General features: G+C 65.5%; 12 protein-coding genes. 4 read left to right on the top strand and 8 right to left on the bottom strand.

Translation table 11 applies throughout. From position 1 onward, the window contains the following. Positions 1 to 60 precede the first annotated feature (60 nt). Complete coding sequence (locus KF838_00650) at positions 61 to 1083, top strand: MBL fold metallo-hydrolase (protein ID QYK48376.1); 1023 nt, start codon at positions 61 to 63, stop codon at positions 1081 to 1083. Positions 1084 to 1118: 35 nt separating this feature from the next. Here the strand turns inward: KF838_00650 and KF838_00645 are convergent, their stop codons facing one another. Beyond that, a complete protein-coding gene (locus KF838_00645; protein QYK48375.1) occupies positions 1119 to 1583 on the bottom strand; it encodes a hypothetical protein in 465 nt (154 codons plus the stop codon). Between the two features lie 70 nt (positions 1584 to 1653). Here KF838_00645 and KF838_00640 point away from each other — a divergent pair, with 70 nt between their 5' ends. Then, positions 1654 to 2160, top strand: coding sequence for a GNAT family N-acetyltransferase (locus tag KF838_00640; GenBank protein QYK48374.1), 507 nt, complete (start codon positions 1654 to 1656; stop codon positions 2158 to 2160). A gap of 49 nt (positions 2161 to 2209) precedes the next feature. Here KF838_00640 and KF838_00635 read toward each other — a convergent pair whose 3' ends face one another. The 6 genes from KF838_00635 to KF838_00610 all read right to left on the bottom strand — a co-directional run bounded on the left by KF838_00635 (position 2210) and on the right by KF838_00610 (position 12516). Further along, entirely contained in the window at positions 2210 to 2566 is a 357-nt protein-coding gene (locus KF838_00635) for an STAS domain-containing protein (GenBank protein QYK48373.1), read from the bottom strand. A gap of 30 nt (positions 2567 to 2596) precedes the next feature. Beyond that, positions 2597 to 5284, bottom strand: a complete 2688-nt coding sequence (gene gyrA, locus KF838_00630) for a DNA gyrase subunit A (protein ID QYK48372.1) — start codon at positions 5282 to 5284, stop codon at positions 2597 to 2599. 174 nt (positions 5285 to 5458) lie between these two features. Further along, positions 5459 to 7267, bottom strand: coding sequence for a hypothetical protein (locus tag KF838_00625; GenBank protein QYK48371.1), 1809 nt, complete (start codon positions 7265 to 7267; stop codon positions 5459 to 5461). Between the two features lie 609 nt (positions 7268 to 7876). Then, positions 7877 to 9625, bottom strand: a complete 1749-nt coding sequence (locus KF838_00620) for a 30S ribosomal protein S1 (GenBank protein ID QYK48370.1) — start codon at positions 9623 to 9625, stop codon at positions 7877 to 7879. Between the two features lie 276 nt (positions 9626 to 9901). After that, positions 9902 to 10618, bottom strand: coding sequence for a TrkA family potassium uptake protein (locus KF838_00615; GenBank protein ID QYK48369.1), 717 nt, complete (start codon positions 10616 to 10618; stop codon positions 9902 to 9904). 35 nt (positions 10619 to 10653) lie between these two features. Continuing rightward, positions 10654 to 12516, bottom strand: coding sequence for a hypothetical protein (locus KF838_00610; GenBank protein ID QYK48368.1), 1863 nt, complete (start codon positions 12514 to 12516; stop codon positions 10654 to 10656). Positions 12517 to 12584: 68 nt separating this feature from the next. Here KF838_00610 and KF838_00605 point away from each other — a divergent pair, with 68 nt between their 5' ends. Then, positions 12585 to 13559, top strand: coding sequence for a calcium/sodium antiporter (locus KF838_00605; protein QYK48367.1), 975 nt, complete (start codon positions 12585 to 12587; stop codon positions 13557 to 13559). Positions 13560 to 14096: 537 nt separating this feature from the next. Here KF838_00605 and trpS read toward each other — a convergent pair. Continuing rightward, positions 14097 to 15167, bottom strand: a complete 1071-nt coding sequence (trpS, locus tag KF838_00600; GenBank protein QYK48366.1) for a tryptophan--tRNA ligase — start codon at positions 15165 to 15167, stop codon at positions 14097 to 14099. Between the two features lie 85 nt (positions 15168 to 15252). Here trpS and corA point away from each other — a divergent pair, with 85 nt between their 5' ends. Further along, positions 15253 to 16380 (top strand): magnesium/cobalt transporter CorA, encoded by a 1128-nt coding sequence (gene corA, locus KF838_00595; protein QYK48365.1) that lies wholly within the window; start codon positions 15253 to 15255, stop codon positions 16378 to 16380. The last annotated feature ends 7 nt before the right edge of the window (positions 16381 to 16387 follow it).

The following is a 16387-nucleotide window of genomic DNA, read 5'->3' as shown; positions in this document are numbered from 1 at the left end:
GCATGATGGCATGAGGGCATCTCAGGCGTGCTCGAACTCTGAATCACAGGGAGACTCACCATGACGAGGGCGGCAGAGATCGGAACAGTGCGGCTATCACGCCGCTCGGCGTTGGGGCTTGCGGGGCTTGGCGCAGCGACCGCCGCTCTGGGCGGGTTCGGGCGTGCCTCGCACGCTTCGTCCGAGCCGGGATCGGATCCGTCGCTCCAGGGCGCCGGCTTCTATCGCATGAGACTCGGCGAGTTCGATCTCTTCCTCATCAGCGATGGTGCATTCAGGTTCGAGGACCCGCAGGCGAGTCTGGCTTTTGATACTGGTGCGGCCGAGTTTGACGACGCGCTCCGTGAGGCGTTCCTGAGATCCAATCAGGTCATGGGTCAGGTCAACACGCTTCTCGTGCGGACGCCGGACGCGACCATCCTTGTCGATACGGGGTGCGGCGAGTTGTTCGGCCCGGCGACGGGGAAGTTGCTCGCGAACATGGCTCGGGCCGGCTTCAAGCCGGGCGAGATCGATGCGGTTGTCCTGACGCACGCGCATCCCGATCACTTCGGGGGGCTTGTCGGGGGTGGAGCCGCGGACGCGTTCGCGAAGGCCCGTTTCTTCGTCTCTCGCGTGGAGCACGATTTCTGGCGGGGGCCGGCTCCGGACCTCTCGCGGTCACCGTTGCCCAAGCCGACGCTCGATCAGTTCATCCAAGGGGCGAATGCCGCGTTCGACGCGATGAAGCCCCGGCTCGACCTGATCGGCGACAAGGACCAGATCGCGCCGGGCGTGCATGCGATGCTGCTCGGAGGTCACACGCCGGGGCACATCGGCCTGCGGATCGCATCCGGGAGCGAGGAACTGGTGTACGTTGCCGATCTGGTTCACCACGTCTCGTTCGGGATGCCTCATCCGGAATGGCGTGTGGCGTTCGACTACGACCCTGAGGAGGGTTCGCGCGTGCGCCGCCGGATGCTCGACCGCATCGCCTCGGACCGCGCGTTCATCTCCGGCGCACACCTGCCATTCCCGGCGTTCGGCCACGTGCGCCAGCGGGGCACAGGGTTCGAGTTTGCGCCGTCGCAGTGGATGTGGTGATCCGGGATCGAGCACGACCGTCGCAAAGCCGGCGATCACTTCTGATCGGGGGGCGGCGCAGCATCGCCCGCCGGCCCGGCGTCCGGCGGCGGAGTCTCTTCGGCCTCCTCCTGCTTCCCGGGATCGGCGAACTTCAGGAAGGGGATCGTCGAATCGATGTTCTCGAGCGTCTTGCGAAGCGACGCGAGGTGGCGATCGAGCGATGCGAGCGACTTGTCAACGGACTGGAGCGTCTCGTTCATGGAGATCAGCGACTCATCGATCGACTGGATGGTTTCAAGCCGCGCACGGGTGCTGTCGATCTGGGCCTGAAGGTCGGCGAGTTTGGGGTTGACGGTCTCGAGCTGTGTAAGGAGTTGCTCGGTCCGGTCGAGTTGGTCGTTGGTGACGCGCAGATCATCCCGGATGTCGCGGATGTTCTCGAAGACGCATCCGCCCTGCAACAATCCGAAGAGAGCGACAAGGAGCGGCAGGCATGCACGGCGTGTGTGGATCTTCATGGTGCCTCAGGATAGCGTCAGCCCCCTACCGCCGCCGCGAGCGAGCCACGCTGCGAATGAGTGATTTCTGATGTCCGATCGCCACACGAATGAGCCGTCCCGGGACGCAGGAACGCCTGTCATCACGCTTCGCGATGTTGCGTGGGAGGATGTGCCCGCGCTCTACCTCATGCAACTCGACGCGGATGCGAATCGGATGGCCGGCACCAAGGCGCGTGATCGCGCCGAGTTCGAGCGTGTGTGGCTGCGGAATCGGGCGGATCCGACGATCACGGCCCGCGTGATCGTGCGCGAAGGAAGGGTCATCGGCGGGATCTCGAGGTTCTGCGCTGATGGTCTCGACCATGTAGGGTACTGGATCGAGAGATCGGAATGGGGAAGGGGCGTGGCGACACGCGCACTGCGCGCGTTCCTCGCTGAGATCGAGACCCGACCGATCTACGCCACAGTCTCGGCGACGAACTTCGGCTCGATCCGCGTTCTGGAGCGGTGCGGCTTTGTCCGCACGGGAACCCGGGCCGAGCCGGAGACCGAGCGGTACATCGCGGGCGAGGTCGCGTTCTACAGATTGGACTGAGCACGCGTCCGGACGCGGACACCGGCGCGGACCACAGCCCAGGAGAGCATCAGCCCTCGCGGGCTTCGTCCTCGAGCTGGATGCCCGCGAGCGCGGTCATGGGATCCGGCGCGAAGCGGAAGACCTTGTCCAGCCCTGTGACCATCATCACGGACCAGACCTCGTCCGTCACGGCGCAGAGCTTCAGGATGCGTCCCGCGGCAGCGAGGAGCTTGCGGATGCGGAGGAGCTGCGCCAGATTCGAGGAGTTGAGATAGGACACGCGACCGAGGTTCAGCACCACGTGGGGCGTTGTGTCCGGCTCCAATGAGGCCAGGCGATCGGCGATCGCGTTCAGCTCTTCCGAGAGCATGGGCTCGTCGGAGAGCTCGGAGAGCACGATGTCATCTGACCATTCGATCGCCATACTGAAGCCATTCTACCCCTGGACCGAGCATCACGCGGTAGGAGTCTGATCGGAGTCTTCCTCGACGCGGGCGACCGCGATCGCCTGATCGCCATCGTGGAGGGAGACGACGCGGACGCCTTGTGTGCCGCGCCCGATGACGGAAATCGAGGTCGCGGGCAGCCGGACGAGTTGGCCGCCCTTGGTGACGACCACGATCTCGTCGGAGTCTCTGACACCCAGTGCTGCGACGGAGAGCCCGTTTCTTTCCGAAGTCTTGATGTCGGCGCGTCCCTTGCCTCCCCGGGTCTGGGAGTACATCTTGCCGCTCTCCGGGGCGACGCGGTACTCGTCGAGCGCGGTGCGTTTGCCGTAGCCGTTCTGGGTGACGGTCAGGAGCGTGAGCGTGGGATCCTGCGTGATCAGGTCTCCGTCGGCATCCTCGATCATGGGGATGGGCACGACGCCGATGACCTTGTTTCCCTCTTCGAGTTCGATTCCCTTGACGCCCGCGGCGGCTCGCCCCATCAGGCGTGCGTCCTGCTCGTTGAAGCGGATGGCCATGCCGTTCGCGGTCGCGAGGAGGATGTCGTCGTTTCCGTCTGTGAGGGTGACGGCGAGAAGTGAATCGCCCTCTTTCAACCCGACGGCGATGATGCCGCCCCGGTTGACGTTGCGATACTCCTTCAGCGCGGTGCGCTTGACGATGCCCCCCTCGGAGACGAATGTGAGGAACTGGCTCGAAGACTCGAAGTTCTTGACGGTGAGGAACGCGCGGCAGCGCTCACCCTCGCGGAGATCGAGGAGATTGACAAGCGCCCTTCCCTTGGAGGTGCGGGTCATTTCCGGGAGCTCGAAGACCCGCTTCTTGAAGACACGACCCGTGTTCGTGAAGCAGAGCAGGTCGTCGTGCGTGGAGGCGACGAAGAGGTGCTCGATGAAGTCGTCGTCTTTGGCGTCGGAGGCGATGATGCCCTTCCCGCCCCGGTTCTGTGTACGGTATGTGTCGAGGGGGACACGCTTGGCATAGCCCGCGTGAGAGATCGTGACGGCGACGTCGTGCTCCTGGATCAGCGCGCCGACGTCGATATCTTCCGCGGCTTCTTCGATCCGTGTGACGCGGGGCGCGTTGTAGCGGGCACGCATATCGGCGCAGTCGCTCTTGATGATGTCGAGGACGAGTTGCCCGTCGCCGAGGATCCGCTCGTAACCCTCGATCTCGTTGACGACGCTGCGATACTCGCCGGTGAGACGCTCGATCTCCAGCCCGGTCAGCTGGATCAATCGCATGTTGCCGATGGTCTCGGCTTGCAGGCGGGAGAGCGCGACGCCGCCCTGCGATTCGGCGGCAAGGAGCTGGCGCTGGAGGCGCTCGGGGAGCGCGGCGTGGTGCGGGTGCGTCGGCGGGATGCGGAATCGACGCTCCATCAGGCGTTGGATGGCCTCTTCCCGCGTGGTGCTGGCGCGGATGATCCGGATCACCTCGTCGATGTCGCAGACCGCATAGATCAGGGACTCGAGGACGTGGGCCCGCTTCTTCGCTTCGCGGAGCAGGAAGCTCGTGCGCCTGCGGATGACCTCGACCCGGTGGTTGATGTAGCAATCGATCATCTCTCTGAGGCCGAGCGTCCTGGGACGGCGCCCGACCAGAGCGATGTTGATGATGCTGAAGGTCTGCTGGAGCGGCGTGTGCTCGTAGAGCTGCCGCTCGACGACAGCGGGGTCCGCGCCCTTCTTGAGTTCGATGACGATGCGTGTCTGGGCTTCGCGACCGGACTCGTTGCGTACGTCGGAGATGTTCTCCAGACGCTCTTCCTTGACGCCCTCGACGATCTTCTCGACGAGGCCGTTCTGGCCCAGTCCGTAGGGGATTCTGTCGATGACGAGCTGGTCGCGTCCGGACTTGGTCTGCTCGACGTGGCAGATGCCTCGAACGTAGACGCGCCCGCGCCCTGAGGAATAGGCCTCGATGATGCCGGCGCGGCCCATGATGACGCCGCCGGTCGGGAAGTCGGGCCCCTTGATGCCCACGCGAGTCACCTTGCCGTCGGCATCGACCTCGTCGGTCATGAGCTCGCCGAGGGAGATCGTCGGCTTCTCGATGACGCGGACGATCGAGTCGAGCACCTCGGTCGGGTTGTGCGGCGCGAGCGACGTCGCCATGCCGACGGCGATGCCGAGCCCGCCGTTGATCAGCAGGTTGGGGAACCTGCCGGGGAGCACCGTCGGCTCCATCAGGCGGTCGTCGTAGTTGGGCTGCTCATCGACGGTTTCGAACTCAAGATCGGCGAGCATGTCGACTGCGGCGTGCGTGAGGCGTGCCTCGGTGTAACGCATGGCGGCCGGCGGGTCTCCCTCGATCGATCCGAAGTTGCCCTGCGGATCGATCAGCTGAACGCGCATCTTCCATTTTTGGGCCATGCCGACCATGGTCGGGTAGATCACGCTCTCGCCGTGCGGGTGGTAGTCGCCCGACGTGTTGCCAGCGATCTTCGCACACTTGAGGTGCTTCTTGTTCGGACGCAGCTTGAGCACGTTCATCGCGACGAGAATGCGCCGCTGAGAGGGCTTGAGACCGTCGCGGACATCGGGCAACGCCCGGTCCATGATCGTGCTCATCGCGTAAGTGAGGTATGAATCCTTCAGCTCTCTGCCGATGTCGGTGTCCATCATCCGGCCCGCTTCATCGGGCGCCGGCGATGACGATCCGTCGTTGGTCACGATGTCCTGTTCGGCCATGCGGCGGGGCTCCCGGAACGCGCCTTGGCGCGCTCCGGAATGGTAGGTTTCACACCCCACAGAATCCCGGTTTCCGACCCTGATTCGGCCCTCTTTCCGAGCATTTCAGCGAGATGGCCAGGGCGGATCGAAGCCCCGCCACTTCTACCGAACGACCCAGGTCCCCGAGGTGGTTCACCCGCCTGATTCGATGCCCGTTTCGGCCTCGGCGCGGCCATCCCCCGTAGTGTTCGGACCCGCGCTCGGGATGGGAGAGACGACATCGAGCAGGTCGCAGAGGATCAGAATCGCGAGCGCGCCGGCCTCCGGCGGCATGCGCTGATCCCAGAGCGATGCACGCACACCGCCATTTGCTCGCTCGGGGGACGCGTACATGTGGCATGTCGCCTCGTCCGCCGTCAGCGAGCCGATGAACCGGACACCGCCGAGCAGGCGCGCGAGTTCGCGGGGTAACTCCTCGGGCGGGGTCAGACGCTGATCGGCGATCATGGAAGATGCCGCGGCGATCGCGCGGAGAGACTGAGCGGTCGGGAGTGGGTTCGATGCCCCGGTGAAGAGGATCCCCCCCACCATGTCCGCGCCATCGTCGCCGCCGTCTTCGGGCCTGATCTGGTGCGTCCAGATGATTGCTCTCATCTGGCGGAGCGACTCAGCGGCTGGGATCGGCCCTTCTGCGGGCGCGAGCGCTTGTTCCGCCCAGAGCAGCCAGGGCATCTGGCCGACGATCATCGGCGCGGGAGTGTTCAGGAACGCCTCGCGAACGAGCTTCGTCGCCATCGAGACGTGCTCCGGCGAGCCGGAGTAACGAGCCCGGACCGACCTTCCCCATGCGAGGAACGAGCGTTCCGGCCCGGAGAGCGATCCAACCTCGGCCTCATCCATCCGTCGATCGCACGAGCGGAGCATGGCGGCAACGTCATCTGGAAGCACTTCGGCGGCATCGAAAGCCGCACGCGTCGCGATGGAGACGATCGCAGCGGACATCGGCGAGGCATCGGGTGCGATCTCTTCCGGGCCGACGAACGCGAGATCCTCGATGATCCTGCGAGCGAGCCGCGCGGCGTGGTCTCGCACGTCCTTCTCTCCGCCGTGACGGCGGGCCGCACGGGCGAGCGCGAACGCGACCAGTCCCTGCTCGATCGGCGAGCCGACGGCGGGCTCGTAGCGATCCTGCAGCGGGAGATATGTACCCGCGATGCCGGCTCTCTCGCCGGGCTCGGTCTCGCGTGAGAGAAGATTGGAGACGATGCGATCCGTCAGCGACTCCAGATCCTGCACAGTCGGTGGCGATGTCGATGGGAACCCCGAACCCCGGTAGAGAAAGTGAGGCGATGCGCCCGCGCCCGTCTGCGCCAGGTGCGTCGTGCGAAACGTCATGAACGACACACCAAGATCTCGGCGAACTTGCGATGGATCTCTGATCGCGTTCTCGGGAGAGCCGGTCACCGCTGAGGCGACCGCGCCGATCGCGGCCCGGGGCTCTGTGCCGGTGGCGAGCATGGTGCCGGGAAAGAGACCCTCGACGCGATCGCCCAAACGTGCCGCGACGCCGTGGATTCCGGGCGAGAGTGTGAGGTAGAGGTCCTTCATCGCGTCAGGTGCAACGGGCACGGGTGGAGAGGCCAACTCGAGCGAGAGCACGAGGGATCGGGCAACCTCGCGCCGAAGATCCGGATCCACCGGGATCGGCACGCGTCCCGAGGCCTCGCGGATGGCTCGCGCCGAGGCCTCTCGGATCGCTACCCCGCGCCCGGGCGCGAATGAGACGCCCCGGCCCACGATGCGCCCGGCGTATCGAATCGTGACCGACGCCGGACAATCGGGGAGTGCGGCGTGCGACAGGTCTGAATCCGGCGGGATCGAAATCGCATCGACCCACGCGCGGACCTTGTTGAACGCGGCCATCGCCTCGGCGGGCTCGGGGAGCCCCTGAGCGACGGCCCGTCCGGGAAAGAGAGGAGCCGCGGAAAGTCCGAGAACCACGAGCAGAGCACACAAGAGCGGCGACCATACTTGATGCCATCTGCGTTGCAGGGGAGGTTGGTGTTGGCGGTGTGTGTTGCACGCACACAACGGTGTTGTTTCTGGTATGCTGTGTTCGCGGACCTGACCCCCTCTGGGGCTCTGGAAACGCGTTCTCGCGTCGGGCATGGTGGCCTGGCACGCCCATTGAACATGGATGTGCGAAGGACACCCAAAGATGCTGAGAGCACTTCTTACCATGTCTGACAGCCGCCTCCGGATCGCGATGCTTGCCGCGTTGAGCTTCCTGGCCCTCTGCTGAAGGTCTTCCTTCTGAACAGGGTAAGGAACCCCGCGGGCCGGCGTCGCGATTGTCGTTTCGGGCGAGTACCCCAGACCGCCCGCCTCAGACTGCCTTGCACCGTCCCCTTCATCACGGGACTTGATCGATCACACGCCCCGGCCTGGAAGGTCGGGGCGTGTCGGTTGTGGTGCCACCTGTCTCCAGACCTACGGGCCCAGCCCACGGCCTGCGCTGCTCTGGAGAGCAGTGCCACCGGAATGAAAAGCCCCGGCCAGATGGCCGGGGCTGGTGTGAGATCAGAGGTTCAGGCGTCGATCAGGATCTGATCAGAGCTGGATCTTGTCGGTGCCCATGGAGCCGTGGGTGTCCATGCCGCCTCGTGTGGGCTTGGGCGTGCCGCCTGCAGCGCGATCGGCGGTCTCGTCGCGTGTCTGGGTGTTGTCGCCCCACTGTGCACGCTTGAGGGAGAGGCCGATCTTGCGGTCGCCTGTATCGACGCGGAGGATCTTGACGTCGACCTCGTCGCCGGGCTTGACCACATCCTGCGGGTTCTCGACCTTGTGGTCGGCCAGCTCGGAGATATGGAGGAGGCCTTCGAGATCGGACTCGAGCTCGACGAAGACGCCGAAGTTGGTGATCTTGGTGACCGCGCCGCGGACGACCATGCCGGGCTTGTAGTGCTCGGGGATCGCGGTGACCCACGGATCCTCGGTGAGCTGCTTGAGGCCGAGGGAGATGCGCTGCTTTTCCTGATCGACTTCGAGCACGACGCAGCGGGTCGAGTCGCCCTTCTTGACGACCTCGTTGGGGTGGGTGACCTTGCGGGTCCAAGACATGTCGGAGATGTGGAGCAGGCCGTCGATGCCGGGCTCGATCTCGACGAACGCGCCGTAGTTGGCCAGGTTGCGGACCTTGCCCTCGACGACCGTTCCCGGGGGGTACTTCTCGCCGACGAGTTCCCACGGGTTGACGTCGATCTGCTTCATGCCGAGCGAGATCTCCTGCTTGTCCTTGTTGATCTCAAGGACAACGACATCAACCTCCTGGTTGGGCTGCACCATCTCGGACGGGTGGTTGATGCGACGGGTCCACGACATCTCGGAGATGTGGACGAGACCCTCGATGCCGTCCTCCAGTCGGACGAACGCGCCGTAGGACATGAGGTTGACGACCGCGCCGCGGACGCGCGAGCCGACGGGGTACTTCTTCTCGATCTCCTCCCACGGAGAGGCCTCACGCTGCTTGAGGCCGAGCGCGATCTTCTCCTTCTCCCGATCGATGTTGAGGACCTTGACCTCGATCTTCTGGTCGATCTTGAGGAGTTCGCTGGGGTGGTTGATCCGGCCCCAGGACATGTCGGTGATGTGCAGCAGGCCGTCGATCCCGCCGAGGTCGATGAACGCGCCGAAGTCGGCGATGTTCTTGACCGTGCCTGTCACGACCTCGCCCTCCTTCAGCGTGGACATGAGGCGCTTCTTCGCGGCATCGCGCTCGTCCTCGATCAGCTTGCGCCGTGAGATGACGATGTTCTTCCGCTCGGTGTCGATCTTCAGGATCTGGGCCCGGACCTTGCGGCCGATGTAGTCGCCGATCTCGCCCGGGCGACGGACATCGACCTGAGAGGCGGGCAGGAAGACCGGCACGCCGATATCGACGAGCAGGCCGCCCTTGATCTTGCGGGTCACCATGCCCTCGACAACGTCGCCCTCGCGCTGCGTGTCGATGATGCGCTGCCAGTTGAGCATGCGGTCGGCGCGACGCTTGGAGACCTGGACCGTGCCGTCCTCGCCCTCGAGCGATTCGAGCAGCACGTCGATCGTGTCGCCGACCTTGAGTTCGGGCATGTTGTCGAACTCGTCACGCGGGATCAGTCCCTCGGACTTCAGCCCGACCTCGACGACGACGCCGTCGCCCTGGAAACCGATGACCTTGCCCTTGATCAATTTGCCGGGCGTGAGGTCGCCGATCTTGTCCCCGAGCAGCGCGTCCATGCCGCCCTTGGAGGATCCCATCAGAAGCTCGAGCTCCGCGTCGAGGTTGCCGCCGAGGGCGCCGATCAGATTGTGGTCGATCATGAGAACGGTGGTCTTCCCGGGGGTGTCCCGGATGTCTGGGCCCGTCTGATCGTGACACGGTCGGCGAGTGTCGCGAGTTCGGATGCCCTTGCCGCGCCGTTGTTCGGACGCGCGGCAGCCCCTGAGGGGCGATTGCTTCAACCGGGTGTCACCGCCTCCCGCACACGCGAGATATTCAGCGGGCCGACCGATTCGCAGGAAGGGAAGGATAGGCCAAGCTCTCCACCCCGGCCAAACCCCCGCCCGCCCCTGGCTCCGTCGCCTTCCGGGGCGTGATCACGCCTCGATCCGCGCAAAGTCCTCGTCCTTCCCCATGAGAATCAGGACATCGGAATCTCGCAGCGGCTCGGTCGGGAGCGGGACCTCGATTCGCGCCTCCGGCTCCCCAGATCGGACCGTCGCCCCTGCGGGCACTGACCCGTGATGGGCCGGGCGGACGCGCTTGACAGCCACAACGTGCAGCCCCGCCTTGGCGCGGAGGTTGAGTTCGATCAGTGTTTTCCCCACCCATGCTCTGGGCACACCGAGTTCGACGATGCTGTACCCCTCGTGGAACTCGATGTGGCTGAGCAGGTTGGGGGTGCGGATCCGGTTGGCCCAGCGGTCGGCCGACTCCTCCTCGGGGTTCACCACCTCGTCCGCACCGATCTTCGCGAGGATGCGTGCTGCGAGCGGGGACGCCGCGCGGGCGATCACACGCCCGACGCCGTGCTGCTTGAGAAGCACCGTGACGAGTAGTGTCGCCTCGAAGTTGTTGCCGATGCCGACGACCGCAGCGGAGAGATTCTGAGGGAGGTTCGCGCGGAGCGCATCCTCATCGGTGGCGTCGAACGCGACCGCGAGCGTGACATCGTCGCGAAGGTCCTCCACGATCGAGCGGCTTCGATCGATCGCGATGACCTCAACACCCCGTGCCGCGAGCGAGACCGCGAGCCCCTTCCCGAACTGCCCGAGCCCGATCACCGCGACCGGCCCGCTCGAATCCTGTGGCATCGTTCCGCCTCCTGGCGGGCACCAAGCGCCCGCGATCAACTCAGGTTCACACCCTCACGAGGAAAGACATAATCACGCGACGGGGGCCGACGCATCACCAGCGCTCCGAGCAACGCGAGCGGCCCGATACGCCCCAGCAGCATCGTCCCGATCAGCACCCAACGCCCGCCCGTGGAAAGATCGGGCGTGATGCCGAGCGAGAGCCCGGTCGTGGTCGCGGCCGAGACCGCCTCGAACGCCAGCGGTCCGATCGGCCCCGGGTCGGTCAGCGCGAGCATGATCGCGGAGCCCATCGCCAGGAGCATCATCGACATCGCGATCGCGCCGGCCTTGCGAACCAGCGTCTCGGGGATCGCTCGCCCAAACGCCTCCGTCTCCGACCGACCCCGCACCGTCGCCAGAATCGACAGCACAAGCACCGCGAGGGTCGTTGTCCGCATCCCGCCCGCCGCAGAACCAGGCGAGCCGCCGACGAACATCAACCCGATCAGCACGATGACTGAGGCAGGCGTGAGTTCCTCCGTTGGAACGCTGGCGAGCCCGGCCGTGCGAGGCGTTACGGCGAGAAACGCCGCATCCGCGATCTCTCCGTGCCAGGGGCGCATCGCGGCGTGGCTGCCGAAGCTCTGCGCGATCAGAATCGAGACGAACCCGATCGCGAGCAGTGCGGCCGTCGTCGTCAGCGTCAGTTTCGAGTGCAGCGAGAGGCCCGCGGAAGCCGCCCGGCTGCGCGGGACTCGCCCCGCCACGGCCCGACGACTGCGGCGCCTTGCCCTGAGCACTTTGAGCACATCGGCGAGCACGGGAAAGCCGATGCCCCCGAGGATGATCAGCGGCATGGCAGCAACATACGGCAGCGCGGCGTTGCGATACGGGATCATGCTTGACCCCGTCAGATCGAACCCAGCGTTGCAGAACGCGCTCACGCTGTGGAAGACGCTCAGCCAGACCCTGCGGCCCATCGAGAGGGACTCGCCGGATTCGGCACGCCAAAGTGGCAGCATGATCCCCGCGCCGACGGCCTGTATCGCCAGCGTTGCGAGCAGCACGAAGACGACGAATCGCCACAGATCGCCGATCGAGCCCCGCTCCAGCAGTTCACGCATCGAGACGTGCTCGCGCAGCGAGAGAGCTCGCCTGAACAGAATCGAGAGCCCGGCCCCGAAGAGCACGATGCCGAGCGCGCCCAACTGGATGAACGCCAGGATCACCCCCTGTCCCGCCTCGGTGAATCCCGTCCCTGTGTCGCGCACCACGAGCCCCGTCACGCATACCGCCGATGTGGCGGTGAACAGAGCGTCCGTCCACGTGATGCCGCTCGGCGTGCACACGGGGAGCTTGAGCAGCCCCGCGCACGCGAGGATCATCGAAGCAAACCAGAGCGGGAGCATGAACGCTCCGGGAACCACTTTGAGTGCTCCTCGCACCCCGCGCACCACCTCGACAGCGCACGTGAGCAGGATCGCGCCTTCAAACAGGCGGATCGCAACGGTTGAATCCGTGCCGGCGGTCAGCCCCCCCACCACCGCAGCCGCGAGAAGCAGGATCAGCATCGGCGCGTCGAACATCCGCAGGGCGGTCGCGGCGTCCGGTGCGTTGCGACCCACCGCGAGCAGGGCCAGCCGCCTGAGCGCGTGGGGCCAGTCTCTGGGCACGGGCGGCCTATTGCCCGTCGCCAGACGCACGAGCCAGTACGCGCCGACGATGAAGCACTCGACAAGCGGCAGGACCGTGTCGCCCTGCGGAACCGCATCGCCCAGGCGCATCGCCACAGCGCAGGCGCCTGAGATCGCCAGCCCTCGGGATACCCAGACGCCGATCGATTGCACCGAGACCGCGAGCCCGACCCGCCGGGGGCGGCTCTCCGAACGCCCGGTTGATTCACGCTCGCCTTCCATCGGCTCGCCCAGCGTAGCGTGCGTCCGCCTCGCTCGCGAGCGTGCCCGAGACGCGGAATAATCTGCACATGAAGGATTTCCTCCTTTTCGCGGCGGGGCTCGGGATGCTGCTGGTCGGCGGGCGGGTGCTCGTCTCCGCGGCGGTCGATATCGCCCAGCGATTCGGCGTGCCGACGCTGCTGATCGGGCTGACACTCGTGGCGTGGGGAACCTCAGCACCCGAACTCGCGTTCAACCTGACAAGTGCGATCAAGGGGAAGCCGGATCTGGTGCTCGGCAACGTGGTCGGGGCTTCGATCTGCAACATGGGGCTTGTGCTCGGCGTGGCCGCGCTCATCGCACCGCTCGCCGTCGAGGCCCAGATCGTCCGGCGCGAGATCCCGCTGATGATCGGGATGTTCGTGCTGATGCTCGCGACGTCACTCTCGGTCGATCTCCAGCACGCGGCCGGGGGGCGTCTTGAGCCGCTGATCCTGATCGCGGCGTTCGGCGCGTACAGCGCGGTCGCGATCCGGGCCGGGCTGCGATCTCGAACAGTGGACAAGCCGCTCGAAATCCAGACCAGCGAGAACTCGATCGTCGGCAGAGTCCGCCCGCTCTGGATGGCCCTTGTGCTGGCGATTGTGGGCATGGCGTTGCTCAGTGTCGGCGGCTCGATCGCGTCGGATGCAGCGGGCGGGATCGCGGTCGGGCTGGGCCTCTCGCCCCGCGTCGTCGGATTGACGGTGGTTGCGATCGGCACCACGATGCCGGAACTCATCACGTCGATCATCGCGGTCCGCAAGGGTCAGGCCGACCTGGCCGTGGGGAACGTCGCGGGATCGTGCCTCTTCAACATCGGCGCGATCTTCGCGGTGTGCGGCCTGGTTGCGCCCGCGCCACCCGCGCCGGACGCGCTCCCGTCGATCGTTGCGATGTGCGTGCTCGGGCTGATGCTGATCCCCATGTCACGGACGCACAACAGGCACATCTCTCGCGTGGAGGGCGCGATGCTGCTCTTGGTGCAGGTCTCGTTCATCACGTACGAGTTGCTGCGGAAGTAGACGCTCACCCAGCGTTCGCACGAGTCACGATGCATCACGACGGAATCTCGGTATCGCGTGTGAGCCGAACGGACCCGCACTCGGGACACCGAGGTCTCTCGCCCACTCTGGGAGTTCCCCTCAGGTCATAGCCACACTTGTGGCAGCAGTATGGCGGCAAGGGCGTGGGAGTGATCCATACTACAACTGAAGCGACAGCGGGAGCTGCGGCGTAGGCAATCCCCTCAAGCCCGAACGCAACGACGTTCATCACCGCGGCCAACGCGCACAGGATCGACACGACCACACGAAGTGGCATCTCGAAGCCCAGTCGAGACCGGCGCACCAAGAGCGGCATCGCGAACAGGCATGCGAATACAGAGGTCATTGAGACTGAGCCGGCGATCGGAAGAGCAACCTTCTGACCAGCCAAACCCTCACGAAGCAGAGGCAAGGCCGCACCAAAGCAACAGGAAACCAGAACCGTCCCAGCGCACCCCGCGAACGCGAGTCCACAGATGAGCAGTCGGACAAGACGCCGCTGCTCGAGTTGCTCGCTCACCCCACCGTCCTCGTCCCGAAGTCGATCTTCATCGCCTTCTTCGACGCGTATAACGTCTCCTCGGCGACGGCGTTCGCCCGGCGCACACCCTTCCGGATCACATCCTGCACGATGGCATCGCCCCGCTCCCCATCCAGCTTCGCGCGGCGTTCACGCATGGGCGCGAGCAGCGCGTTGATCGCCGCGCCAAGCTCGGCTTTGACATGCCCGTGCATGACCTCCTTACCGCTCGCGTACTCGGCGCGGATTGCCTCCGCGCGTTCCTTCGGCAGGAACGCATCGCAGAGTTTCAGGAGGATGTGGTCCTGCGAGACCAGCCCGGTCGCCGGATCGGGCAGCACCGTCACCTTGTTGATCTTCTTCTGGACTGTCTTCTCGTCGTCATACAGGAAGATCGCGTTGTTGAGCGACTTGCTCATCTTGTTGACGCCGTCCAGTCCCGGGAGCCGTGCGATCCGGCCGATCTTCGCTTTCGGAATCGGGAAGACACCCCCGGCCTTCACGTGCTCCTCCGGGAGCACACGATTCCCCACGCCCGCGTAGACCTGGTTGAACTTCAGCGCGACATCGCGGCACATCTCGATGTGCGCCTCCTGGTCCTCACCGACCGGCACGAGTTCCGGCCGGAACGCGAGGATGTCGGCGCATTGCCCCACGGCGTACATCGGGAAGCCGAACGAGTAGTGGTCGCCCAGCCCCTTGCTCTCGATCTCGGTCTTGAGCGTCGGGTTCCGCATCACCTTGTTGAAGGGCAGGAGCATCGCGAACAGGAACGTGAGTTCCGCGATGGCCGGGATCTCTGACTGGAGCACGAACGTCGATCGCTCCGGGTCAAGACCCACCGCCAACCAATCCTTCACAATCCCGATCGTGTTGGCGCGGATCTCGTCCGGCTTCTCCGCGAGCGTCGTGAACGCGTGGACGTTCGCGATCAGGAAGTAGCAGTCGTAGGAATCCTGCAACGCGAGGCGGTTCTCCAGCGAGCCGACGTAATGGCCGAGATGCAGGCCGGTCGAGGTCGGGGTGTCGCCGGTGAGGATGCGGGGCTTGGTGCTGTTCGGTGTCATGGACTCAACTCTAGCGGGCTCTGGGAGTGGGCCGTGGAGATGGCTTGTTGGGCTTGGGCGCACATTCCAGCCGATCTATCCCCCTATGAGCAAGCGTCGGCGTCTGAAGCATCGTGGCGTGTACTACCGGCGTTTCACGCAGACGGCCGCCGCGCCTGGCACTCTTGTGACCCAGCCCGAGGCCGAGCCGACGCGCGTCAAGATCATGTCGTATACCGCGGACTCCTTCGAAGAATCCGAGCTCCGCCCCGGCGATCTCGGGCCGATCCAGCAGCGTCGCCCCGGGCACACCGTGTGGATCGATGTTCAGGGGCTGCGCGACCACGCCCTGATCCAGCAGATCGGCGCAGCGCTCGGGCTGCACCACCTGCTGCTCGCCGACGCGGTCAACGTCGGCCAGCGGCCCAAGGTCGAGGATTACGGCGAGGTGCTCTTCATCGTTGTGCGTCTGGCCCAGCGCGAGCCCGAGCACGGCTTCGCATGGGAGCAGATGGCCATCGCCATCGGCGACGGGTTCGTCGCGACCTTCCAGGAGACGCCGGGCGACTGCCTCGATCCACTCCGAGAGCGTCTCCGCCAGGGGAAGCAGTCGCTGCGCACCCACGGCGCGGGGTTCCTCGGCTGCATGATCGTGGATGGCGTGGTTGACGGGTACTTCCCCGCGCTCGAGGGTGTGGGCGAGGAACTCGAGAAGATGGAGGACGAGATCATCGATGCGCCGAGCCGCGCCGCCCTGCACAATATCTACGCGCTCAAGCGCGAGTTGATGGCGATGCGCCGCGCGACCTGGCCGCTGCGTGAAGCCCTCTCGCATCTCATGCGCGACGGCCATCCGCTGCTCGAAGAGAGCGTGAAGCCGTACCTGCGCGACGCCGCGGACCACGTCATCCAGATCGTTGACATCATCGAGACCTACCGCGAACTCGGGGCATCGTTCATCGACGTCTACCTTTCAAGTCTCTCGAATCGCACCAACCAGGTGATGCGCCTGCTCACGGTCATGAGCACCATCTTCATCCCCCTGACGTTCCTCGCCGGCGTCTACGGAATGAACTTCGACACCAGCAAGCGCGGCAACATGCCCGAGCTCGGCTGGCAGCACGGGTACGGACTCTTCTGGGTCATCTCCGTCGGGCTGGCAGCGGTCATGCTCACCATCTTCTGGCGACTCGGCTGGCTCAGCGGCATCGGACGCGACCAGAACGAGAAGTGACCCCGCG

It is taken from the genome of Phycisphaeraceae bacterium (genome assembly GCA_019454185.1).
Classification (GTDB): domain Bacteria; phylum Planctomycetota; class Phycisphaerae; order Phycisphaerales; family UBA1924; genus JAHBWV01.
This window is presented reverse-complemented; position numbering and strand designations above follow the sequence as displayed.

Coding starts and splice junctions, on each gene's coding strand:
- gyrA (QYK48372.1), bottom strand. CDS start 5,284: ATGGCCGAACAGGACATCGTGACCAACGACGGATCGTCATCGCCGGCG.
- corA (QYK48365.1), top strand. CDS start 15,253: ATGAGCAAGCGTCGGCGTCTGAAGCATCGTGGCGTGTACTACCGGCGT.
- KF838_00650 (QYK48376.1), top strand. CDS start 61: ATGACGAGGGCGGCAGAGATCGGAACAGTGCGGCTATCACGCCGCTCG.
- KF838_00635 (QYK48373.1), bottom strand. CDS start 2,566: ATGGCGATCGAATGGTCAGATGACATCGTGCTCTCCGAGCTCTCCGAC.
- KF838_00620 (QYK48370.1), bottom strand. CDS start 9,625: ATGATCGACCACAATCTGATCGGCGCCCTCGGCGGCAACCTCGACGCG.
- KF838_00605 (QYK48367.1), top strand. CDS start 12,585: ATGAAGGATTTCCTCCTTTTCGCGGCGGGGCTCGGGATGCTGCTGGTC.
- trpS (QYK48366.1), bottom strand. CDS start 15,167: ATGACACCGAACAGCACCAAGCCCCGCATCCTCACCGGCGACACCCCG.
- KF838_00640 (QYK48374.1), top strand. CDS start 1,654: ATGTCCGATCGCCACACGAATGAGCCGTCCCGGGACGCAGGAACGCCT.
- KF838_00645 (QYK48375.1), bottom strand. CDS start 1,583: ATGAAGATCCACACACGCCGTGCATGCCTGCCGCTCCTTGTCGCTCTC.
- KF838_00610 (QYK48368.1), bottom strand. CDS start 12,516: ATGGAAGGCGAGCGTGAATCAACCGGGCGTTCGGAGAGCCGCCCCCGG.
- KF838_00615 (QYK48369.1), bottom strand. CDS start 10,618: ATGCCACAGGATTCGAGCGGGCCGGTCGCGGTGATCGGGCTCGGGCAG.